This window comes from Halomonas eurihalina (assembly GCF_008274785.1).
In the GTDB taxonomy this organism is placed as follows: Bacteria; Pseudomonadota; Gammaproteobacteria; order Pseudomonadales; family Halomonadaceae; genus Halomonas; species Halomonas eurihalina.
This window is the reverse complement of sequence record NZ_VTPU01000028.1, coordinates 1-20,103: the sequence shown is the minus strand read 5'-3', so window position 1 is coordinate 20,103 and position 20,103 is coordinate 1. Positions and strand designations below refer to the sequence as shown.

Genomic DNA, 20,103 nt, shown 5'->3' with positions numbered 1-20,103 from the left:
TATGGTCGAGCGCAGTAATTTGTAGACACGCTCTCAGCGGCGCTGCAACTGATCGAGCATTCCACCGCTCTCGAAATGCGTCTCCATGGCCTGGTCCCAGCCACCGAAGACATCCTGGACCTCGAACAGCTCGGTCTCGGGGAACTGATCGCTGAACTCCTCGACCACGGCTTCGTCATGCACGCGGTAATTGAAGCCGGCCAGCAGGCGCTGGGCCTCTTCGCTGTAGAGGTAGTCCAGGTAATCCTGAGCCAGTTCGGTGTTTCCATTCCTCTCGGCATTTTCGCCGACCACCGCCACCGGGAATTCGGCGAGGATGCTGACCGGCGGCACGATCACCTCGTAGTCGTCGCTGCCGTACTCCTGGCGAATATTGTTGACCTCGGATTCGAAGCTGATCAGTACGTCGCCGATGCCACGCTCGATGAAGCTGGTGGTGGCGCCGCGACCGCCGGTATCGAATACCTTGACGTTGCCGAGGAAGGTGCGCATGAAGTCCTTGATCTTCTGCTCGTCGCCGTCGAAGGTGCGCTCGGCGGCCCCCCAGGCGGCCAGATAGGTGTAGCGGCCGTTACCCGAGGTCTTGGGGTTGGGGAAGACCAGTTCCACGTCTTCCTTGGCCAGGTCGGCCCAGCTCTCGATGCCCTTGGGATTGCCCTTGCGCACCAGGAAGGCGGTGGTGGAGTAGTAGGGCGAGGCATTGTTGGGCAGTTGCGCTTGCCAGTCCTCGGCCACCAGGCCGGCATCGGCGAGTACCTGGACATCGGTGACCTGGTTGTAGGTCACCACGTCGGCGCGGAGTCCCTGGAGAATGGCGCGGGCCTGTGCCGATGAGCCGCCGTGGGACTGCTTAATGGTCAGGGTATCGTCGTGGTTCGCCTCCCAGTGTTCCTTGAAGGCCGGGTTGATCTCGGCGAACAGCTCGCGGGCGATGTCATAGGAGGAGTTGAGCAACTCGCGTTCGGCTGCCATGGCTGGGGTGGCGAAACCGATGCCCAGACCGGCGGCGACGATGGAGGCGGTAAAGGTACGACGTACGAAGGGCAGCGGCGACATGACGACTCCTTGGATCCTTGATGGATTTACTTAGATCGCTAAGGTAATAATCGCCAAATGGAATTACAAGTATTTGGTTTATTCTTTTTTGGTCTATTAATATCGAAGGAAGAGCCGAGGTTGCGAGGGGAAGAGGGAAGAGGGAAGAGGGCGAGTTGCGGCAATGCGGCACTGGGGCTGTGACCGAGCCCCCGGCGCGGGCCGGGGGCAGGGAGCGTCAAAGCCCGATGGCTGATGACGTGGAGCGGCGAGGATCGGCGCCGCCGAAGAAACGACCGTCATCGATCATGATCGACTGGGCGGCGCCCATGGCGGCCTGCTGGCTGATGGTATGGCCCTTGTCTTCCAGCAGTTCGAGGGTGTCCGGGCTGATGCCGGCCTCGGTGCGGATCTCGTCGGGCAGCCACTGGTGATGGATGCGCGGCGCGCTGACCGCCGACTGGATGTTCATGTCGTGGTCGATGACATTCATCAACACCTGCAGCGTGGTGGTGATGATGCGCGAGCCACCCGGACTACCGGTGATCAGGAAGTTCTTGCCGTCGCGCTTGACGATGGTCGGCGTCATCGACGACAGCATGCGCTTGCCGGGCTCGATCTTGTTGGCTGCCCCGCCGATCAGGCCATAGGCGTTGGGCACGCCTGGCTTGGCGGAGAAGTCGTCCATCTCGTTGTTGAGCAAGAAGCCGGCTCCTTCCACGGCGATGCCGGAGCCATAGCTGAAGTTGATGGTGTAGGTGTTGGAAACCGCCAGGCCGTCGTCATCGGCGATGGAGAAATGCGTGGTCTCGTTGGACTCATAAGGCAGCGGCTTGCCGGGGGCGATCTCGCTGCTCGGCGTGGCGCTGTCCATGTCGATCTGTTCGCGCAGCTCGTCGGCATAGGCCTTGGAGGTGATGCCCTTGAGCGGCACATTGACGAAGTCGGTATCGCCCAGGTATTCCGAACGGTCGGCATAGGCACGCTTCATCGCCTCGGCCATCACATGGATGGTATCGGCAGAATTGAAGCCCATCTCCGAGATTGGGTACTCCTCGAGAATATTGAGCATCTGCACGATGTGGGCGCCACCCGAGGAGGGCGGGCTCATGGCGTAGATGTCATGGCCGCGGTAGGTGCCGTGGCTGGGCTCGCGGATCTCCGGCTGATAGCCGGCCAGATCTTCCAGGGTGATCAGGCCATCGTGGCGCTGCATCTCGGCGGCGATCAGCTCGGCGGTCTCGCCCTCGTAGAACTCCCGGGCGCCTTGCTCGGCGATGCGCTTGAGCGTTGCGGCCAGTTCCGGCTGTTGGAAAGTGTCGCCGACCTCGTAGGCGCTGCCGTCCTCCTTGAAGAACATCTTGCGACTCGATTCCCACTTCTCCAGGCGCTCGCGTGTGTCGTTGACGCCGGAGACGAAGCGTGGCGGCACCTCGAAGCCCTCTTCGGCGAGCCGGATCGCCGGTGCCAGGGCGTCGGCCAGGCTCATGGTGCCGTATTTCTCGAGCGCCAGGGCCAGGCCGGCTACGGTGCCGGGCACCCCGGCGGCACGATGGGTGAAGCGCGACCATTCTGCGACGGCATCGCCGTCTTCGTTCTGGAACATGGTCTCGGTGGCGGCGGACGGAGCGGTCTCGCGATAGTCGATGGCGATGACCTCGTCGCTGTTCTCGTCGGAGATCAGCATGAAACCGCCGCCGCCGATATTGCCGGAGCGGGGCTGGGTGACGGCCAGGGCGAAGCCGGCGGTGACCGCGGCATCCACGGCGTTGCCGCCTTCAGCCATGACATCGCGCGCCACCCGGGAGGCGAGGAAATGGCTGGTCGCTACCATGCCGTCGGTACTTTCCTCGGGATGGAAGCGTTCGCCCTCGAGGATCGCCGACTGGGCCAGCGCCATGGGGGTGGCCAGCAGGGTGCCGGCCAGCAGGCCAGCGTTGAGGGGGTGTTGTAGCCAGTTTGGGATCATGACCTTTCCTTGTCGCGTTGTTGTGTATGACGGCAATTCACTATTGATGGTGTGCGACGATCCTGCAAGTCACGAGTCGCGCCACGATCCTGCTAGAATGGCTGTCACCGTGTCATTCAACCTTTGGCCAGGGAGCCCCATGACTGCAGCGACCTCCGATTACCTGATCGCCCCCTCGATTCTTTCCGCCGATTTCGCCCGGCTTGGCGAAGAGGTCGACGATGTACTCGCCTCGGGGGCGGATATCGTGCACTTCGACGTGATGGACAATCATTACGTGCCTAATCTGACTATCGGGCCGATGGTCTGCGAGGCGCTGCGTCGCCATGGCGTGACCGCGCCGATCGACGCTCACCTCATGGTCAAGCCGGTGGATCGTCTGATCGGCGACTTCATCGATGCCGGCGCCAGCTACGTTACCTTCCATCCGGAGGCCTCCGAACATATCGACCGCTCGTTGCAGTTGATTCGCGATGGCGGTTGCAAGTCGGGCCTGGTGTTCAATCCGGCCACGCCCCTGAGCTTTCTCGATCATGTGATGGACAAGGTCGACATGATCCTGCTGATGAGTGTCAATCCTGGCTTCGGTGGCCAGTCATTCCTGCCCGGAACCCTCGATAAGCTGCGCGAGGCGCGCCGTCGTATCGACGCCTCGGGGCGTGATATTCGCCTGGAGATCGATGGCGGCGTCAAGATCGATAACATCGCCGAGATCGCCCGGGCGGGCGCCGATACCTTCGTTGCCGGGTCGGCGGTCTTCAAGGCGAGTAACCCCGAGGATCCACATCGTTATGATGGCGTGATCGACGACTTCCGTCAGGCGCTGGCCGGGGCGTGAGCGTGAAGGGCGGGAGTGTGGAGGATGCGACTTCTCGACAGTGGCATCTCTACATGATCGAGACCGCCAGTGGCGCGCTCTATACCGGCATTACCACGGATGTCGAGCGGCGTCTCGCCGAGCACCGAGCGGGGCGTGGCGCCAAGGCGCTGCGTGGCAAGGGACCTTTGCATCTGGTATATCAACAGGTTGTGGGAGCGCGCGGCGAGGCGCTGCGACTCGAAGCCGGCGTCAAGCGGCTGTCGGCACAGGGCAAGCGGCGCTGGGTGGCGGAGCGCCGCGTGAACGCCTGAGAAAACGCCGTCCGCAGGAACCATTCTTTCATTGAGGCAGGGGAGGCAATATGGAATTGCAGCAGGTAGTGGAGTTCCTGCAGGTGCAGGGAACGAGCTTCGTGATCAACCTGGTGTCGGCCATCGCGATCTTCGTGATTGGCCGCTGGATCGCCAAGTTGTTGCATCGCTTGGTGACCAAGGCCATGAAGCGGGCCAAGACCGATCCGCTGATCGTGACGTTCGCGGGCAACATCTTCTATGTGTTGCTGATGTTTGCCGTGGTGTTGGCGGCGATCGGTCAGCTCGGCATTCAGACCACCTCGCTGATCGCGGTGCTCGGTGCCGCCGGCCTGGCGATCGGTCTGGCGCTGCAGGGCTCGCTCGCCAACTTTGCCGCAGGCGTCATGGTGGTGCTGTTCCGGCCTTACCGGGTCGGTGACTATATCGAGGGTGGCGGGGTATCCGGCACCGTCGAGGAAGTGCAGATATTTACCACCGAGCTCAGCACGCCCGACAACCGCAAGATCATTGTGCCTAACGGTCAGATGCTGTCGGACGCCATCACCAACTATTCGGCGCATGCCACCCGGCGTGTGGATCTGGTCGTCGGGGTCGGTTATGGCGCCGATATCGATACCGTGCGGCGTGTACTGGAAGGTGTGGTCGCCGATGATGCGCGGGTCCTGGCCGACCCGGCGCCGAATATTCGCATCGGCTCGCTGGGGGATTCCAGCGTCAACTGGATCGTGCGCCCCTGGGTCAAGGCCGCCGACTACTGGGATGTCTACTGGGAGATGACCGAGGAGATCAAGCGCCGCTTCGATCGCGAAGGCATCAACATTCCCTTTCCCCAGCGCGACGTGCATGTCTATCACCATGGAGAGGAGAAGGGCGGCGCCGATGTGAGCGGCTGAGGTCTCCGGACCCTGCATGACAAGGGCCGCCGGCTATCCCGGCGGCCCTTGTCGTATGATGCCGAGCGTCGCGCTCAGTGGAGCTTCATGCGCGGCTTCAAGAAGCGGTTGAGGCCGTCTACCACGACCATCAGGCCGGTCTTCAGGGTGCCGTGGATGGCGCGCTGGTGCATGCGGTACAGCGAGGCATAGAAGAACTTCGCCAGATGGCCCTCGATGAACAGGCTGCGCGCTGAGGCGCCGCGCATCAGGCTGCCGACGGCGTCGAAATGCGCCAGCGAGATCAGCGAGCCGCGATCACGGAACACGAAGGGCTTGAGCGGCTTGCCCTCGATTCGGGCGAGCAGGTTCTTGTACAGCCGGCTGGCTTGCTGGTGGGCGGCCTGGGCACGCGGCGGTACCAGGGAACCATCCTCCTGAGGGCAACTGGCGCAATCGCCGAAGGCGAAGATGTGCGGGTCGTCGATGCTCTGCAGCGTCGGCTCGACCTTGATGCGATGGTTGCGCTCGGTGGATAGACCCAGCTCGGACAGGAAGGCGGGCGCCTTGATGCCGGCCGCCCAGACGCTCAGGTCTGTCTCGATGCGTTGGTCGTCGGCAGTGATGATCGCCGAGGGCTCTACCCGGGTCACGCGGGTCGACACATGGACCCGCACGCCCAGGCGCTCGAGTTCGGTGTGCACCGCCTGGCTGATGCGGTCGGGCAGGGCAGGCAGGATGCCCGGTGCGGCCTCGATCAGATGGACTTCGAGATGCTCGCTCTCCAGGGGCGTAAAACCGTAGCTGTGCAGCATCTGGGAGGCGTCGTAGAGCTCGGCGGCGAGCTCCACCCCGGTGGCGCCGGCGCCGACGATGCCGACAACCATGCGGGTCTGGGTGTCCTGTTGCGGGGCGTTGTAGCGCAAAAAGACATTGAGCATGTCCTTGCGGAACGCCTCGGCCTGGCCGGGGCTGTCGAGGAAGTGGCAGTGCTCGCTGACGCCCGGCGTGCCGAAGTCGTTGCTGACGCTGCCCACCGACATGACCAGCTCGTCGTAGGGCAGGGTACGTGACGGCAGCACTTCCTGACCGTCGTCATCGAGAATCGGGGCCAGGGTGAGAGTGCGCGCTTCCCGATCCAGCCCCTCCAGCGTGCCACGCTGAAAGCGGTAACCGTTGGCGCGGGCATGACCCTGGTAGGATATCTCGTCCAGCCCGGAATCCAGAACGCCGGTGGCCACCTCATGCAGCAAGGGTTTCCAGATGTGCGTGGCGTGGCGATCCACCAGCACGATCTCGGCGCGTCCGCGGCGACCCAGGCGGCGCCCCAGGCGGGTCACCAGCTCCAGACCACCGGCACCACCGCCGACGACCACGATTCTTGGTATGCTCATCTTGATAAGCTCCTGCAAAAATGGGAGTACCAGCATAAAGGAAGCACTGCATAAATGCCTGTGCATGTAAATCGCTGCGTTGCGCGGTGCGTGAAAGCTCGCCTAACGCCATGTTATGTCTCGCTTTCTGTGCTCCGTGCGCCTTGCGCTTCACTATGCTCGGCGATTTATTCTCAGCGCTTCCTGAGCGCCCGGACGGGTCCTGCCCATTCCCCATCCGGGATATAGCCGAATGAAAGGAGACATTGGCATGCATCCACTGCTTGACGGGATTCGACTCGTCGCCTTCGACCTCGACGGTACTCTGGTGGACTCCGTGCCCGATCTGGCGGCGGCGGTGGATGACGCCCTGGGTGATCTGGACATACCTGCGCCGGGAGAGCAGAAGGTGAGAGACTGGGTCGGCAATGGTTCGATGGTGCTGATCGAGCGTGCCCTGCGTGATGCCCAGGGGCAGGATGCCGCTCCCGAACGCTGCCGGCAGGCCCATGACCGCTTCCTGGCGCACTATGCACAACGGCCCTGCAGTGCTACCCGGCTTTATCCCGGCGTGCGCGAAGCGCTGGATACCTTGTGCGGCACGGGGAGGGCTCTGGTGCTGGTGACCAACAAGCCCGAGGCATTCATCGCGCCGATCCTCGAGCATTTCGAGCTGGGCGGGCATTTCTCGCTCTGCTTGGGCGGCGACAGCCTGGCGCGCCGCAAGCCCGATCCCATGCCATTGACCCATGCCGCAGAGCGCTTCGCGGTGCCGCCGTCGAGCTGTCTGATGGTCGGCGACTCGCGACACGATATCGCCGCCGGGCGGGCGGCGGGCTTTCGCACCCTGGCGGTTCCTTACGGTTACAATCACGGTGAACCGGTGGCCGCCAGTGGGCCGGATGGTGTGGTTGAATCGCTGAAAGAACTCGTTTAGGGTGATTTTGGCCCCTGCCATGAGCCCTTGGGCCCAACCATTATCCCCGGGTTTTCCGGATTATCCGCCCGTATGGACACCCGCATGACGCTGGATGCCTTTGCCCTCCGTGACACCACAAGACCACTCGAGCCCTGCATGCTGAAGGGCGCCTGGCGATGGTGACGCTCGCACTCTGAGGACAGCATGGCTGTCGCTCGACTCATCACGTTTTTTCTCCACCGCGAGTTTTCGCCACCGTGAGGCACAGGGCAGATGATGACCCCCGAACGCTTTCAGGAGCTGGCCGACGCCGGCTATAACCGCATCCCCGTCACCCGCGAGGTCCTGGCGGATCTCGACACGCCGCTCTCCACCTATCTCAAGCTCGCCGACGCGCCCTGGACCTTCCTGATGGAGTCCGTCCAGGGCGGCGAGAAGTGGGGGCGCTATTCGTTCATCGGCCTGCCGTGTCGCGAACGTATCGAGGTGCGCGGTTTCAGCGTCGAACACATCGTCGATGGCCAGGGTAGCGGTGCCGTCGAGGTTGAGGACCCGCTGACCTGGATCGAGGAGTTCCAGGCACGCTTCAAGGTGCCCCAACTGGATGATACGCCGCGCTTCGACGGCGGCCTGGTGGGCTACTTCGGCTACGACACCATCCGCTACATCGAGCCACGGCTGCGCGGTGTGGAGAAGCCCGACCCGCTTGGCGTGCCGGATATCCTGCTGATGGTCTGTGACGATCTGGTGGTCTTTGACAACCTCTCCGGTCGCCTGACGTTGTGGACCCACGCCGACCCCTCCAAGCCGAACGCCCATGCCCGGGCGGTCGAGCGGCTCGAGGCGCTTGAGGAGAAGCTACGTGGCGTAGTGCTTGAGAGCCGTAGCCCCGGTACCGGCCGTGATGACATCTCAGAGAGCGATTTTCACGCCAGCTTTAGCGAGGCGGGCTACAAGGCGGCGGTGGAGCGCATCAAGGAATACGTCAAGGCCGGCGACGTGATGCAATGCGTGCCGTCGCAACGCATGTCCATTCCCTATCAGGCGCCGCCCCTGGATCTTTACCGCGCCCTGCGCAGTCTTAATCCATCGCCCTACATGTTCTTCCTCAACCTCGACGACCATCATGTGGTCGGCTCGTCGCCGGAGATCCTGACGCGGCTCGAGGAAGGCGAAGTCACGGTGCGGCCCATCGCCGGTACTCGGCCGCGTGGTGCTACCGAGGAGCAGGACAAGGCCTTGGAAGACGATCTGCTGAACGACCCCAAGGAGATTGCCGAGCACGTCATGCTGATCGACCTCGGTCGCAATGACGTGGGGCGCATCTGCGAGCCAGGGTCGGTAACGGTCACCGACAACATGGCCATCGAGCGCTACTCCCATGTCATGCACATCGTCTCCCAGGTCACCGGTCGTCTCCGGCCGAGCATGACGGCCATGGACGCCCTGCGCGCCACCTTCCCGGCGGGGACCCTGTCCGGGGCCTCCAAGGTGCGTGCCATGGAGATCATCGACGAGCTGGAGCCGGTCAAGCGCGGCATCTATTCCGGTGCGGTGGGCTATCTCTCCTGGCATGGCAACATGGATACCGCCATCGCCATCCGCACCGCGGTGATCAAGGATGGTGAGCTGCACGTCCAGGCCGGCGGCGGCATTGTCGCCGACTCCGACCCCGATGATGAGTGGCAGGAAACCATCAACAAGCGTCGTGCCTTGTTCCGTGCCGTGGCCATGGCCGAGCGCGGCCTGGACAACCTCTCGTGAGCGTCTTGACAGGGTCGGCCGTGCCGCACACTATAGCCAGCATGATGAATTCCACGACGACCTCCGCAAAGCAGTGGCGCCTCTACGATTGAAGGGGCGGCTTTCGCGTGTCTGACGTGTCTGAACAACAATGCCGCCCGCGAGGCGGCATTTTTGTACCTGTCGGCTCGCGGAAAGGATGATTCGGGCATTGTGGGTAAGAATGTGAGTAAGATCCCAGTGATCGAGCCGAATGGCTTATTAGAATCAGGAGCTTATGCCCGACATGATCGTGATGATCGATAACTACGACAGCTTCACCTTCAACATCGTCCAATATCTCGGCGAACTGGGCGCGGAAGTGGTCACCCATCGCAACGATGCCATCAGCGTGGCGGAGATCGAGGCGCTGGCACCCAGCCATCTGGTGATCTCGCCGGGCCCCTGCACGCCCAATGAGGCGGGGATCTCCATGGAGGCCGTGCGCCACTTTGCCGGCCGGCTGCCGATCCTCGGTATCTGCCTTGGCCACCAGGCCATCGGCCAGGTGTATGGCGGCGAGGTGCAGCGGGCGCCCCAGGTCATGCATGGCAAGACATCGCGCATTCGCCACGATGGCTGCGGCGTGTTCGCCGGGCTCGAGGATCCCCTGGAGGTCACGCGCTACCACTCCCTGGTGGTGGGGCGCGACGGCCTGCCGGACTGCCTGGAGGTGACGGCATGGACCGATGAGGACGACGTTACGCCGGGGCTGATCATGGGGCTGCGTCATCGCGAGCTGGACATCGAGGGCGTGCAGTTTCATCCCGAATCGATCCTGACCCGCCAGGGGCATGAGTTGTTGATGAACTTTCTCGAGCGCGGTTAGGAAAACACCGATTTATTGTTGCGCTTGAGATCCTGGCCGCCGGCGGTACTCAATGTCCTCATTTACTGGTATGTAAACTGCGGCTTTTGCGTTCCGGCGGCGACCAGCCTCTCATCGCTCACGACATAAATCAGCGCTTTCTCTGGGGAGCGACCAATCTGACTATCCTCCGAGATACGTCGGATCAAGGAAAGGCAAGGAGAACCTGCCATGCAGATGCGAGATGCCATCGGCGCGGTGATGCGCCGGGAAGATCTGAGCTATGACGCGACCCATCGGGTGATGATGGCGATCATGACCGGTGAGGCTTCGGATGCTCAGGTCGCTGCCTTCCTGATGGGCATGGCGATGAAGGGCGAGTCCGCCGAAGAAATCAGCGCTGCCGCCCAGGTGATGCGTGAGCTGATGAAGCCGGTGACGCTGAACGCCGAGAATGTGGTGGACATCGTCGGCACTGGCGGCGATGGCGCCAACCTGTTCAATGTCTCCACCGCCTCCAGCTTCGTGGCCGCCGCCGGCGGCGCCCATGTCGCCAAGCACGGCAATCGGGGTGTTTCCTCGTCCTCGGGCAGTGCCGATCTGTTCTCCGTGGCGGGCATCGGGCTGGATCTGGATTCTGTCCAGGTGGGGCGCTGCATCGAGGAGGTCGGTGTCGGCTTCATGTTCGCGCCCAACCACCATCCGGCCATGCGCCATGCCGTCGGGCCGCGTCGCGAGATGGGCGTGCGCACCCTGTTCAATATCCTCGGGCCGCTGACCAACCCGGCCGGAGCGCCCAATCAGTTGCTGGGCGTGTATTCATCCGAGCTGGTGCCGCTGATGGCGGACGTCATGCGACGCCTGGGCAGTGAGCACGTGCTGGTGGCGTGGGCCGAGGATGGGCTGGACGAGATCTCGCTGGCCGCGCCGACGCGGATCGCCGAGCTCAAGGACGGCGAGATCAGGGAGTACACGATTACCCCAGAGGACTTCGGCATCGAGCGCCAGTCGCTGGAAACGCTGAAGGTGCAGACGGCCGAGGACAGCCTGCGCCTGGTCGAGAAGGCCCTGGTGGGCGATGGCCCGGCGGCGGACATCGTCGCACTGAATGCCGGCGCGGCGCTCTATGCCGCCGGCGTGTCCGACACCCTCAAGGAAGGGGTGGCCATGGCCCAGGATGCCCAGGCCTCCAAGTTGCCCCTGGAAAAACTCAAGGAACTGGCCAACTTCACGCGCGTCTTCGCCCAGTAGGGCCGCTTGCCCGGAGCATGATATGACCATACCCACCATTCTGACCCGCATCCTGGCCCGCAAGGACGAGGAAGTCGCCGAGCGCCGTCGCGCGGTATCCGAGCCCGAGCTGCTGTCCCTGGCACGTGAGATGAGCGTGCCGCGCGGCTTCATCGGCGCCCTGGAAGCGTGCATGCTCGACGGCGACCCGGCGGTGATTGCCGAGATCAAGAAGGCCTCGCCCTCGCGTGGCGTGATTCGCGAGGACTTTCGGCCCGACGAGATTGCCGTGCGCTATGAGGCAGGCGGCGCCGCCTGCCTTTCCGTGCTCACCGACGCCGATTTCTTCCAGGGCCATGAGGACGATCTTATCGCGGCCCGCGAGGCCTGTTCGCTGCCGGTGATCCGCAAGGACTTCATCACCCACGGCTATCAGGTCAGCGAGGCCCGCGCCATCGGCGCTGACTGTATCCTGCTGATCGTTGCCGCCCTGGACGATGCTCGTTTGGCCGATCTGCATCGCCAGGCCAGCGAACTCGGTATGGACGTGTTGGTCGAGGTGCACGACGCCCATGAACTGGAGCGGGCGTTGGCGCTTGATTTGTCGCTGGTGGGCATCAACAACCGCGACTTGCACACCTTCGAGACCCGCCTGGAAACGACACTGGATCTGCTCGGGCGTATTCCGGGCGAGGTCACGGTGGTCACCGAGTCGGGCATCCATACCCGCGACGATGTCCTGCGCATGCGCGAGCACGACGTCCACGGCTTCCTGGTGGGCGAGGCCTTCATGCGTGAGGAAGATCCGGGCGAGGCGCTGCGGCGGCTGTTTTTCTAAGCTGCCGGGTCTTGCCAAGCGAGCCGGCCGCCATCGGCGGCCGGTCATCGCGGGTCAGGACATCAGGGGTTCATCGAGTGCCGGCGAGTCGGCGAAGATCAGGCTGACCAGGGTATCGCCGCGCTTGGGGGCTACCCCACTTTCAGCGGTGGCCAAGCGTACCCGCCCCGATTGGCTAATGCTGAGCAGTGGCAGCCAGCGTCCGGCATGGCGGCGCCGCTGTTTGTCCAGACGACATTTTTCGCCGAAGTGGATGCGTTGCACTTCGCCGCCCTCGGCGACCAGTCGCGAGAGTCGGGCGAACGTTACGTCGCGACCGAACAGCAGCGGCAGGTGACTCAGGGCCTGACCGTGAGGGCGGTTGGCGCTGCGTCCTTCATCCACGGCCAGTCGGAATACCCGATCGCGCCCCAGCAGATGCTCGAAGTGCAGGGCTGCCAGGTCGTTGAGCTCCCGATAGGGTGACAGGGGCAGCAGGTAGCCGATGTTGCTGAGCTCCAGATGCTGGGCGGCGTGTTCCGACAGCGGATCGCCGTAGTAGGTGGTTAGCCCCAGCGCCTTGGCTTCCTGGATGGCGTCCCAGTTGCTGTCGGTGAGCACCACGCTGACACCCGAGGCGCGCAATTGCTGGCCGACCTGCCGTGCCACCGGATTGGCCCCGATGATCAGCACGCCATCCGGCGACGGGCGACGTACGCCCAGCCAGTCCGCCAGCGGCCGGGAGAGCAGGCTCTGGCCGACCACCGTGCTGATGATCACCAGAAAGGTCACCGGCACCAGCATCTCCGCGCCGGGCATGCCGATCTCTTCCAGGCGCAGGGAGAACAGCGAAGCGGTGGCGGCGGCCACGATGCCGCGCGGCGAGATGAACGCCAGCAGGGCCTTTTCGCGAAGATTCAGGTGGCTGCCCAGGGTGCAGACCCAGACCATCAGCGGGCGCGCCACGCCGACCAGCACGAACAGGAAGGCCCAGGCCGGCCAGCCCAGCAGTGCCAACTGTTCCACGGTGAGTCGCGCGGCCAGCAGAATGAACAGGCCCGAGATCAGCAGTACCGAGAGTGTTTCCTTGAACTCGATGATGGGGCGGGTCGGCACGCCGCGCATATTGGCCAGCCAGGCGCCCATGACCGTGACCGTGAGCAGGCCCGACTCATGGAACAGCAGGTTGGAGATCGAGAACAGCGTCAGCATCATCATCAGGGTGCCGAAGCTGTGCAACTGACGCGGCAGCCAGTGGCGGCGCAGTACCAGTCCCCAGAGATAGCCGCCACCGACCCCCAGGCCGAAGCCGATCAGGGCCGTCTTGCCGAACAGCACCAGGGTGTGGGTAGCGGCTCCCGTCGACCCCGAGCCCAGGGCAACGTACTCATAGACCAGCACGGCGCCGATGGCGCCCACCGGGTCGATCAGGATGCCTTCCCAGCGCAGGATCTGGGTCAGGTGCTGGCGGGCGCCCAGGGTCTGCAGCATGGGCAGGATCACGGTTGGTCCTGTGACCACCAGCAGCGCGCCCAGCACGCTGGCCATCTCCCATGACAGCGACAGCAGCAGATGGGCGGCGACGGTACCGATCACCGCAGTGATCAGGGCGCCCCAGGTGACCAGGCGCCGTACCGTGCGGCCATGACCGCCGAGTTCGCGGAAGTCCAGCGTCAGGCTGCCCTCGAAGAGGATCACCGCCACCGCCAGCGAGACCAGCGGAAACAGCAGATCGCCGAACATGGCGTCGGGATCGAGCAGGCCCGTAACGGGACCGGCGGCGATGCCGGCGACCAGCAACATCAGAATGGCCGGCAGCTTAAGCTGCCAGGCAAGCCATTGGCAGACCAGCGCCAGCAGGCCGATCATTGCCAGGTCGAAGCCGGCATGCTCCATGAGAGTCGTGCTCCATCGGTTCGGGAAACAAGTCGGGGAGAACAGGGGGCCGCGCAGCCTAGCGTCGTCGACTCCGACATGCAATCCATCGGCGCGATGAAGTATGTTGATCGCGTACCATGCCGCAGTGCCTGAACGCCTGGCAGCGTGGCGCGAGGACGGGCTTTTGCCTACAATGGGCGCCTTGTGTTTGCCGCTTTCTTCATCGACGGACAGGATTCCATGCTCGATCCCAAACTGCTGCGCAGCGACCTCGAGGGCGTTGCCCAACGACTGGCCAAGCGAGGTTTCGCTCTCGATACCGAACGACTTGCCGCGCTGGAGTCCCGGCGCCGTGAACTGCAGGCCGAGACCGAGCGGTTGCAGAACGAGCGCAACACGCGCTCCAAGTCGATCGGCAAGGCCAAGGCCAATGGCGAGGACATTCAGCCGCTGCTCGACGAGGTGAGCGATCTCGGCGAGCGCCTCGACGCGGCCAAGTCGCGCCTCGCCGAAGTACAGGCGGAGTGGGACGAGCAGGTCAGCGGCCTGCCCAACCTGCCTCACGAGAGCGTGCCGGAGGGGCAGAGCGAGGACGACAACGTCGAGCTGCATCGCTGGGGCACGCCGCGCACCTTCGACTTCGAGGTCCGCGACCACGTCGACCTGGGTGCCCAGACCGGCCAGCTCGACTTCGACCTGGCATCCAAGCTGACTGGCGCCCGTTTCGCGGTGATGCGAGGCACCATCGCCCGCCTGCATCGCGCTCTCACCCAGTTCATGCTCGACAAGCAGACCCTCGAGCACGGCTACGAGGAGTGCTATGTCCCTTACATGGTCAACGACGACTCGCTGTACGGAACCGGTCAGCTACCCAAGTTCGGCGAGGACCTGTTCCGCCTCGAGGACGAGCGCGGCTATCGCCTGATTCCCACCGCCGAGGTGCCGCTGACCAACTTCGCGCGCGACGAGATCATCGAGCACAAGGCGTTGCCGGTGCGGCTGACCGCCCATACGCCGTGTTTCCGCAGCGAGGCTGGATCCCACGGTCGCGACACTCGGGGGATGATTCGCCAGCATCAGTTCGACAAGGTCGAGATGGTGCAACTGGTCGAGCCGTCGACCAGCTATGACACCCTCGAGGAGATGCGCGGTCACGCCGAGGCGATCCTCCAGGCGCTCGAACTGCCGTATCGCGTCGTGACGCTGTGCACCGGCGACATGGGCGCGGGTGCCGCCAAGACTTATGACCTGGAAGTCTGGCTGCCGAGCCAGGAGACTTACCGCGAGATATCCTCGGTGTCCAACTGCGAGGACTTCCAGGCCCGCCGCATGCAGGCCCGCTTCCGTCATCCGGACGAGAAGAAGCCGCAGCTGCTGCACACCCTGAACGGTTCCGGGTTGGCAGTGGGGCGCTGCTTGATCGCCGTGATGGAGAATCACCAGAACGCCGATGGCTCGATCTGCGTGCCCGAAGCACTGCGCGCCTACATGGGTGGCATGGAAACGATCAATGTTGCGTGAGGGGTGAAGCCTCGACGGCGATCACATCATTACGCTTCTCCCGCTGGCGCTCCAGGGCCCAGCGGACGTGCTCGCGAACCAGATCCGAAGGATAGGCCAGCCGCGCCCGCAGGGCGGATTCGACGCTTTCGCTCCGGGGCGCATTGCCCAGCCCCACGGCCAGGTTGCGTAGCCAGCGCTCGTAGCCGATGCGTCGAATGGGGCTGCCGGCGGTCTTGTCGAGAAACTCTTCCTCGCTCCAGGCGAACAGGCTGACCAGGTCGGCGCGGTCGAGGTCGTGGCGGGGCGCGAAGTCACGCTCGCGGCTGACCCGGGTGAAGCGGGTGAAGGGGCACACCAGTTGGCAGTCGTCGCAGCCGAAGACGCGATTGCCCATGGCGGCGCGGAATTCTTCGGGAATCGCCCCGTGAAGCTCGATGGTGAGATAGGAGATGCAACGGCGCGAGTCGACGACGCCATCCTCGACGATGGCATCGGTGGGGCAGGCCGTGCGGCAGGCACTGCAACTACCGCAATGGGCACCTTCGTAGGGTGGATCCACCGGCAGGGGCAGGTCGGTGTAGAGTTCGCCGAGAAAGAACAGCGAGCCCGCCTTGGGATTGAGGATCATGGCATTCTTGCCGACCCAGCCCAGGCCCGCCTTGCGCGCCAGAGCGCGTTCCATCACCGGTGCCGAGTCGACGAAGGCGCGATAGCCGAAGGGGCCGATCTCGTCCTGGATCTGCTTGGCCAGTGTGGCCAGGCGCTTGCGCATCAGCTTGTGGTAATCGCGCCCCACGGCATAGCGCGAGACGTAGGCTTTCTCGGGACGGGCCAGCATCCGGGTCGTCTCGACCTCGGGCGGCAGGTAGTCGAGCCGCACACTGATCACTCGCACCGTGCCGGGTACCAATTCCTCGGGGCGTGTGCGCTTGGTGCCGTGCTTGGCCATGAAGTGCATTTCGCCATGGTGGCCCTCGTCCAGCCAGCGTTGCAGGCGGGCCTCGTCCTCGGCCAGGTCGACATCGGTGATGCCGACTTGCTGGAAACCGAGTTCACGGCCCCAGGTCTTGATCGACTCGGCCAGGGCCTGGAGGTCGGGAGAGGCGTCGCCTTGAGCAGACGGCTGGGACATGATCGAGCAAACACCACGCAGAATGGCGCCACGACGCTTGGCGTCCGGCGGGGGAAACGACACACTTCACATGGTAAAGCATCGTGTGCTGGGGGAATAGCGAATGACACAAGCGCCACCGGAGGATCACAAGGGCCGAGCGCTGTATCGCGCCGAGCAGGTGCGCGAGCTGGACCGGCGTATCATCGCCTCCGGCGTGGCGGGGTTCGCGCTGATGCAGCGTGCCGCGGCGTCGGCCTGGTGCTACCTGCGAGCCACTTGGCCGGAGGCGCGCCATCTGAGCGTGCTGTGCGGTGGCGGCAACAATGGCGGCGACGGCCATGTGCTGGCCGCCCTGGCGGCCGCCGAGGGGCTCTCGGTGCAGCGCATCCTCGTCAAGCCTGTGGAAGCGCTCGAGGGGGATGCCCGCCGGGCCGCTGAGATGGCCGATGCCGCTGGCGTTGGCCGTCAGCCATGGAAGGACGGCATGGCGCTGAGCGGCGAGCTGGTGGTGGATGCTCTGCTCGGCACGGGGCTGACCGGCGAGGTGCGCGGGGCCTCCCGCTCGGCCATCGCGGCCATCAACGCCAGCGGTCGGCCGGTGCTGGCCATCGATATTCCCTCCGGCCTGCATGCCGACACGGGGGCCGAATTGGGCGAGGCGGTGCGCGCCACGCGCACCATTACCTTCATTGGCGACAAGCTCGGGTTACATACCGGGCGGGGGCCGGCCCGGGGCGGCAAACTGGTTGTGGATGATCTGGCGGCGCCCCGCGAGGCATTCGAGGGCATGGTGCCGACGGCATGGTTGCTCGACCGGGCCCTGATCGCGGCGCTGTTGCCACCTCGCGAGCGCGATGCCCACAAGGGAGCGATGGGACACGCCCTGATACTCGGCGGCGCGCCCGGCATGGGTGGCGCTGGTCTGCTGGCCGCCGAGGCATGTGCCCGGCTCGGTGCTGGCAAGGTGAGCCTGGCTACCGATCCCGCCCATGTTGCCGCAAGCCTGATTCGCCGGCCCGAGGTGATGGCGCACGGTGTGCGTGGCCTCGCCGATCTCGGCGAGTTGCCGCAAAAGGCGGATGTGCTGATCGTCGGCCCGGGTCTTGGGCGTGGCAGCTGGGGGCAGGCCATGCTGCAGGCGGCCCTGGCCACCGAACGACCCCTGGTGGTGGATGCCGACGCTCTCAACCTGCTCGCCGAGTGTTTTGCCGGGCAGCGGCGCGATGACTGGATCCTCACTCCGCATCCCGGTGAGGCGGCTCGCCTGCTGGGCATCGGCACGGCCGACGTGGAGGCGGATCGACCGGCGGCGGCCCAGGCATTGCAGCAGCGTTTCGGTGGCGTGGTGGTGCTCAAGGGTGCCGGCAGCCTGGTGGCTGGTCCCGATGGGCTGGCGGTGTGCCCCAGCGGCAATCCGGGCATGGCCAGTGGCGGCATGGGCGATGCGCTCTCCGGCATGCTGGGCGCGCTGGTGGCCCAGGGGCTGCCGCTGGAGATGACCGCGCGTCTCGGTGTGCTGGTGCATGCCCTGGCCGCTGACATGGCCGCTCGGCAAGGCGGTGAGCGTGGCTTGCTGGCCGGCGATCTGGCATCCTGTGCGCGAATTCTGGTCAACCCGACGATGGACGAAGACGATGCGGTTGCAACTCGCTGATGAAGACCGTCAGGTCGCGCTGGGCGAATGCCTCGGCCGGGCGCTGGCTGGCCGGGGGCGGGTCTACCTTGAAGGCGAACTCGGCGCCGGGAAGACGACGCTGACTCGGGGCATCCTGCGTGCCTATGGCCACCAGGGAGCGGTCAAGAGCCCTACCTACACGCTGGTCGAACCCTATGAACTGGCGCAGGCGCGAGTGCATCACTTTGATCTCTATCGTCTCGGTGACCCCGAAGAGCTGGAGTTCATCGGCGGGCGTGACCTGCTCGGCGAAGACGCACTATGCGTGATCGAGTGGCCCGGCAGGGGCGAGGGTTGGCTACCCGCCCCCGACCTGAGGGTGCACCTGACGCTGGAAGGGCAGGGGCGCCTGGCCAGGTTGTCGGCCGAGACCGAGAAGGGGCGCGAAGTGCTCGAGCGGCTGGCGGCGGATGTCGCTCGGATCAATAGTTCTCTTGCCGGCACGGATGAAGACGTTTCATGAGGAAAAGGATATTGCGTCGTAACATGCTTTGCTGGCTGTTGCCGCTGGCGCTGTTGGTGCCGTTGTGTGCCCAGGCGGCCAGCGTCGATAACCTGCGTCTCTGGGCAGCCCCCGACCACTCGCGTCTGGTCTTCGACCTGTCGTCACCGGCCTCGGCGGAGGTGTTCACGCTGGATAACCCGCGCCGACTGGTCATCGACCTGGATGACAGTCGTTTCAATACTGATGTCGATCGCCTGGATTTGTCCGGCAGCGCCATCAGCGAGGTGCGTACCGGCGTGCGTGACGGTGGCGACCTGCGGGTGGTGCTCGAACTTTCGCGGGCGGTGGAGCCGCGCCATTTCACCCTGGAGCCCAATGAGCAGTATGGCCACCGCCTGGTGGTGGATCTGGAGTATCCCGGCGAGAGCGCCGTGGAAGACCCCATCGATCCCATCGAGGCCAAGATCCGTGAGCAGGAGATTGCCGTCGAGCGCGCCCAGAAAGAAGCGGTGGCCGAAGGGCGCGACCCGGATACCGTGACGCCGGTGGTCAAGAAGGCCCAGCCGCATCCCAAGCGCGACATCATCATTGCGGTGGATGCCGGGCATGGCGGTGAGGATCCCGGTGCCACCGGGCCAAGCGGCACCCGCGAGAAGGACGTGGTGCTGGAGATGGCCAAGCGCCTGTCGCGACTGATCAATGCCACCGAAGGCTTCAAGGCCGTGATGATCCGCGACAGCGATTATTATGTCGGGTTGCGTCAGCGTACGCGCATCGCCCGGGAGCAGAAGGCCGATTTCTTCGTTTCGCTCCACGCCGATGCCTTCAACAGCCCTCGGCCGCATGGCAGCTCGGTGTTCGCGCTTTCCCAGAGCGGTGCGACCTCGGAGACCGCCAAGTGGCTGGCGGCGACGGAGAACCGCTCGGACTTGATCGGCGGCGTGGATGGTAACCTGTCGCTGGACGACAAAGATGAAGTGTTGCGCGGTGTGTTGCTTGACTTGACGATGACCGCGACCCTCAACGATTCCCTGACCATCGGGGGACGAGTGCTGGACCGCATGGGACGTATCAACGACCTCCACAAGCCGCGAGTGGAACAGGCGGGCTTCGTGGTGCTCAAGTCACCTGACATTCCCTCGTTGCTGGTGGAGACCGGGTTCATTTCCAACCCTCAGGAAGAGCAACGGTTGCGCGATGGCGGCTATCAGCAGCGTATGATGCAGGCGGTCTTCGGCGGCATTCGCGCGCATTTCGAACGTAACCCGCCGCCGGCCAGCCTGCTGGCCTGGCAGCGCGATCAGGGCAGAGGAGGGGCCGGTGACGAGTATCGGATTCAGCCCGGTGATACCCTGTCCGAGATCGCTGCCCGCCACAACGTGCCGGTGGGTCAGCTCCGCCAGGTCAATGAGCTCAATGGCGATGTCATCCGGGTCGGGCAGGTGCTGAGGATCCCCAGCTCTTAATATACTGAGCTACGAGCTACGAGCTACGAGCTACGAGCTACGAGCTACGAGCTACGAGCTACGAGCTACGAGCTACGAGCTAC

17 protein-coding genes are annotated in these 20,103 nt (G+C 64.4%); 12 read left to right on the top strand and 5 right to left on the bottom strand.

What is annotated here, in order from left to right; all coding sequences use genetic code 11:
- Nucleotides 1-33 precede the first annotated feature (33 nt).
- The gene (cysP, locus tag FZZ93_RS17720) at nt 34-1,056 is read right to left on the bottom strand and encodes a thiosulfate ABC transporter substrate-binding protein CysP (RefSeq protein ID WP_149323625.1); all 1,023 of its coding nucleotides are present in this window, start codon (nt 1,054-1,056) and stop codon (nt 34-36) included.
- Between the two features lie 217 nt (nt 1,057-1,273).
- Nucleotides 1,274-3,004, bottom strand: a complete 1,731-nt coding sequence (ggt, locus tag FZZ93_RS17715; RefSeq protein WP_149323624.1) for a gamma-glutamyltransferase — start codon at nt 3,002-3,004, stop codon at nt 1,274-1,276.
- A 139-nt stretch (nt 3,005-3,143) separates the two neighbouring features.
- Between ggt and rpe the strand changes: the two genes are divergently transcribed.
- From rpe to FZZ93_RS17700, 3 genes are read left to right on the top strand one after another with little or no spacing between them, the layout of a single operon-like run.
- Nucleotides 3,144-3,842, top strand: coding sequence for a ribulose-phosphate 3-epimerase (gene rpe / locus FZZ93_RS17710; RefSeq protein ID WP_149323623.1), 699 nt, complete (start codon nt 3,144-3,146; stop codon nt 3,840-3,842).
- A complete protein-coding gene (locus FZZ93_RS17705; protein ID WP_342780107.1) occupies nt 3,839-4,135 on the top strand; it encodes a GIY-YIG nuclease family protein in 297 nt (98 codons plus the stop codon). The genes rpe and FZZ93_RS17705 overlap by 4 nt, the downstream gene beginning before the upstream one ends.
- A gap of 50 nt (nt 4,136-4,185) precedes the next feature.
- Complete coding sequence (locus FZZ93_RS17700) at nt 4,186-5,031, top strand: mechanosensitive ion channel family protein (RefSeq protein WP_149323621.1); 846 nt, start codon at nt 4,186-4,188, stop codon at nt 5,029-5,031.
- 74 nt (nt 5,032-5,105) lie between these two features.
- Here FZZ93_RS17700 and FZZ93_RS17695 read toward each other — a convergent pair whose 3' ends face one another.
- Nucleotides 5,106-6,404: an NAD(P)/FAD-dependent oxidoreductase gene (locus FZZ93_RS17695; RefSeq protein WP_149323620.1), complete on the bottom strand. Its 1,299-nt coding sequence runs from the start codon at nt 6,402-6,404 to the stop codon at nt 5,106-5,108.
- A 250-nt stretch (nt 6,405-6,654) separates the two neighbouring features.
- Here FZZ93_RS17695 and FZZ93_RS17690 point away from each other — a divergent pair, with 250 nt between their 5' ends.
- The 5 genes from FZZ93_RS17690 (at nt 6,655) to trpC (ending at nt 11,960) form a co-directional block, all read left to right on the top strand.
- Nucleotides 6,655-7,320: a phosphoglycolate phosphatase gene (locus FZZ93_RS17690; RefSeq protein ID WP_187774568.1), complete on the top strand. Its 666-nt coding sequence runs from the start codon at nt 6,655-6,657 to the stop codon at nt 7,318-7,320.
- A 258-nt stretch (nt 7,321-7,578) separates the two neighbouring features.
- Nucleotides 7,579-9,066 carry an anthranilate synthase component I gene (gene trpE, locus FZZ93_RS17685; protein WP_149323637.1) on the top strand — a complete coding sequence of 496 codons (1,488 nt, stop codon included), beginning with the start codon at nt 7,579-7,581 and terminating at the stop codon, nt 9,064-9,066.
- 265 nt (nt 9,067-9,331) lie between these two features.
- A complete protein-coding gene (locus FZZ93_RS17680; RefSeq protein ID WP_149323618.1) occupies nt 9,332-9,913 on the top strand; it encodes an anthranilate synthase component II in 582 nt (193 codons plus the stop codon).
- Nucleotides 9,914-10,123: 210 nt separating this feature from the next.
- A complete protein-coding gene (trpD, locus tag FZZ93_RS17675; RefSeq protein ID WP_149323617.1) occupies nt 10,124-11,143 on the top strand; it encodes an anthranilate phosphoribosyltransferase in 1,020 nt (339 codons plus the stop codon).
- Nucleotides 11,144-11,165: 22 nt separating this feature from the next.
- Complete coding sequence (gene trpC, locus FZZ93_RS17670; protein WP_149323616.1) at nt 11,166-11,960, top strand: indole-3-glycerol phosphate synthase TrpC; 795 nt, start codon at nt 11,166-11,168, stop codon at nt 11,958-11,960.
- Between the two features lie 54 nt (nt 11,961-12,014).
- Here the strand turns inward: trpC and FZZ93_RS17665 are convergent, their stop codons facing one another.
- Nucleotides 12,015-13,835 (bottom strand): cation:proton antiporter, encoded by a 1,821-nt coding sequence (locus FZZ93_RS17665; protein WP_149323615.1) that lies wholly within the window; start codon nt 13,833-13,835, stop codon nt 12,015-12,017.
- Nucleotides 13,836-14,057: 222 nt separating this feature from the next.
- On the opposite strand from FZZ93_RS17665, the gene serS reads away from it, so the two are divergent.
- Entirely contained in the window at nt 14,058-15,338 is a 1,281-nt protein-coding gene (gene serS / locus FZZ93_RS17660) for a serine--tRNA ligase (RefSeq protein WP_149323614.1), read from the top strand.
- On the opposite strand, the gene queG is transcribed toward serS, so the two are convergent.
- Complete coding sequence (queG, locus tag FZZ93_RS17655) at nt 15,325-16,452, bottom strand: tRNA epoxyqueuosine(34) reductase QueG (protein ID WP_149323613.1); 1,128 nt, start codon at nt 16,450-16,452, stop codon at nt 15,325-15,327. The two genes, serS and queG, sit on opposite strands and share 14 nt — an antisense overlap.
- A 103-nt stretch (nt 16,453-16,555) precedes the next feature.
- On the opposite strand from queG, the gene FZZ93_RS17650 reads away from it, so the two are divergent.
- From FZZ93_RS17650 to FZZ93_RS17640, 3 genes are read left to right on the top strand one after another with little or no spacing between them, the layout of a single operon-like run.
- Nucleotides 16,556-18,088 carry an NAD(P)H-hydrate dehydratase gene (locus FZZ93_RS17650; RefSeq protein ID WP_149323612.1) on the top strand — a complete coding sequence of 511 codons (1,533 nt, stop codon included), beginning with the start codon at nt 16,556-16,558 and terminating at the stop codon, nt 18,086-18,088.
- Nucleotides 18,069-18,572, top strand: coding sequence for a tRNA (adenosine(37)-N6)-threonylcarbamoyltransferase complex ATPase subunit type 1 TsaE (gene tsaE / locus FZZ93_RS17645; RefSeq protein WP_149323611.1), 504 nt, complete (start codon nt 18,069-18,071; stop codon nt 18,570-18,572). Before FZZ93_RS17650 ends, tsaE begins: the two co-directional genes overlap by 20 nt.
- A 23-nt stretch (nt 18,573-18,595) precedes the next feature.
- Nucleotides 18,596-20,020 (top strand): N-acetylmuramoyl-L-alanine amidase, encoded by a 1,425-nt coding sequence (locus FZZ93_RS17640; RefSeq protein WP_246146288.1) that lies wholly within the window; start codon nt 18,596-18,598, stop codon nt 20,018-20,020.
- The last annotated feature ends 83 nt before the right edge of the window (nt 20,021-20,103 follow it).

Coding starts and splice junctions, on each gene's coding strand:
- cysP (WP_149323625.1), bottom strand. CDS start 1,056: ATGTCGCCGCTGCCCTTCGTACGTCGTACCTTTACCGCCTCCATCGTC.
- ggt (WP_149323624.1), bottom strand. CDS start 3,004: ATGATCCCAAACTGGCTACAACACCCCCTCAACGCTGGCCTGCTGGCC.
- rpe (WP_149323623.1), top strand. CDS start 3,144: ATGACTGCAGCGACCTCCGATTACCTGATCGCCCCCTCGATTCTTTCC.
- FZZ93_RS17700 (WP_149323621.1), top strand. CDS start 4,186: ATGGAATTGCAGCAGGTAGTGGAGTTCCTGCAGGTGCAGGGAACGAGC.
- FZZ93_RS17695 (WP_149323620.1), bottom strand. CDS start 6,404: ATGAGCATACCAAGAATCGTGGTCGTCGGCGGTGGTGCCGGTGGTCTG.
- FZZ93_RS17690 (WP_187774568.1), top strand. CDS start 6,655: ATGCATCCACTGCTTGACGGGATTCGACTCGTCGCCTTCGACCTCGAC.
- trpE (WP_149323637.1), top strand. CDS start 7,579: ATGACCCCCGAACGCTTTCAGGAGCTGGCCGACGCCGGCTATAACCGC.
- FZZ93_RS17680 (WP_149323618.1), top strand. CDS start 9,332: ATGATCGTGATGATCGATAACTACGACAGCTTCACCTTCAACATCGTC.
- trpD (WP_149323617.1), top strand. CDS start 10,124: ATGCAGATGCGAGATGCCATCGGCGCGGTGATGCGCCGGGAAGATCTG.
- trpC (WP_149323616.1), top strand. CDS start 11,166: ATGACCATACCCACCATTCTGACCCGCATCCTGGCCCGCAAGGACGAG.
- FZZ93_RS17665 (WP_149323615.1), bottom strand. CDS start 13,835: ATGGAGCATGCCGGCTTCGACCTGGCAATGATCGGCCTGCTGGCGCTG.
- serS (WP_149323614.1), top strand. CDS start 14,058: ATGCTCGATCCCAAACTGCTGCGCAGCGACCTCGAGGGCGTTGCCCAA.
- queG (WP_149323613.1), bottom strand. CDS start 16,452: ATGTCCCAGCCGTCTGCTCAAGGCGACGCCTCTCCCGACCTCCAGGCC.
- FZZ93_RS17650 (WP_149323612.1), top strand. CDS start 16,556: ATGACACAAGCGCCACCGGAGGATCACAAGGGCCGAGCGCTGTATCGC.
- tsaE (WP_149323611.1), top strand. CDS start 18,069: ATGCGGTTGCAACTCGCTGATGAAGACCGTCAGGTCGCGCTGGGCGAA.
- FZZ93_RS17640 (WP_246146288.1), top strand. CDS start 18,596: ATGCTTTGCTGGCTGTTGCCGCTGGCGCTGTTGGTGCCGTTGTGTGCC.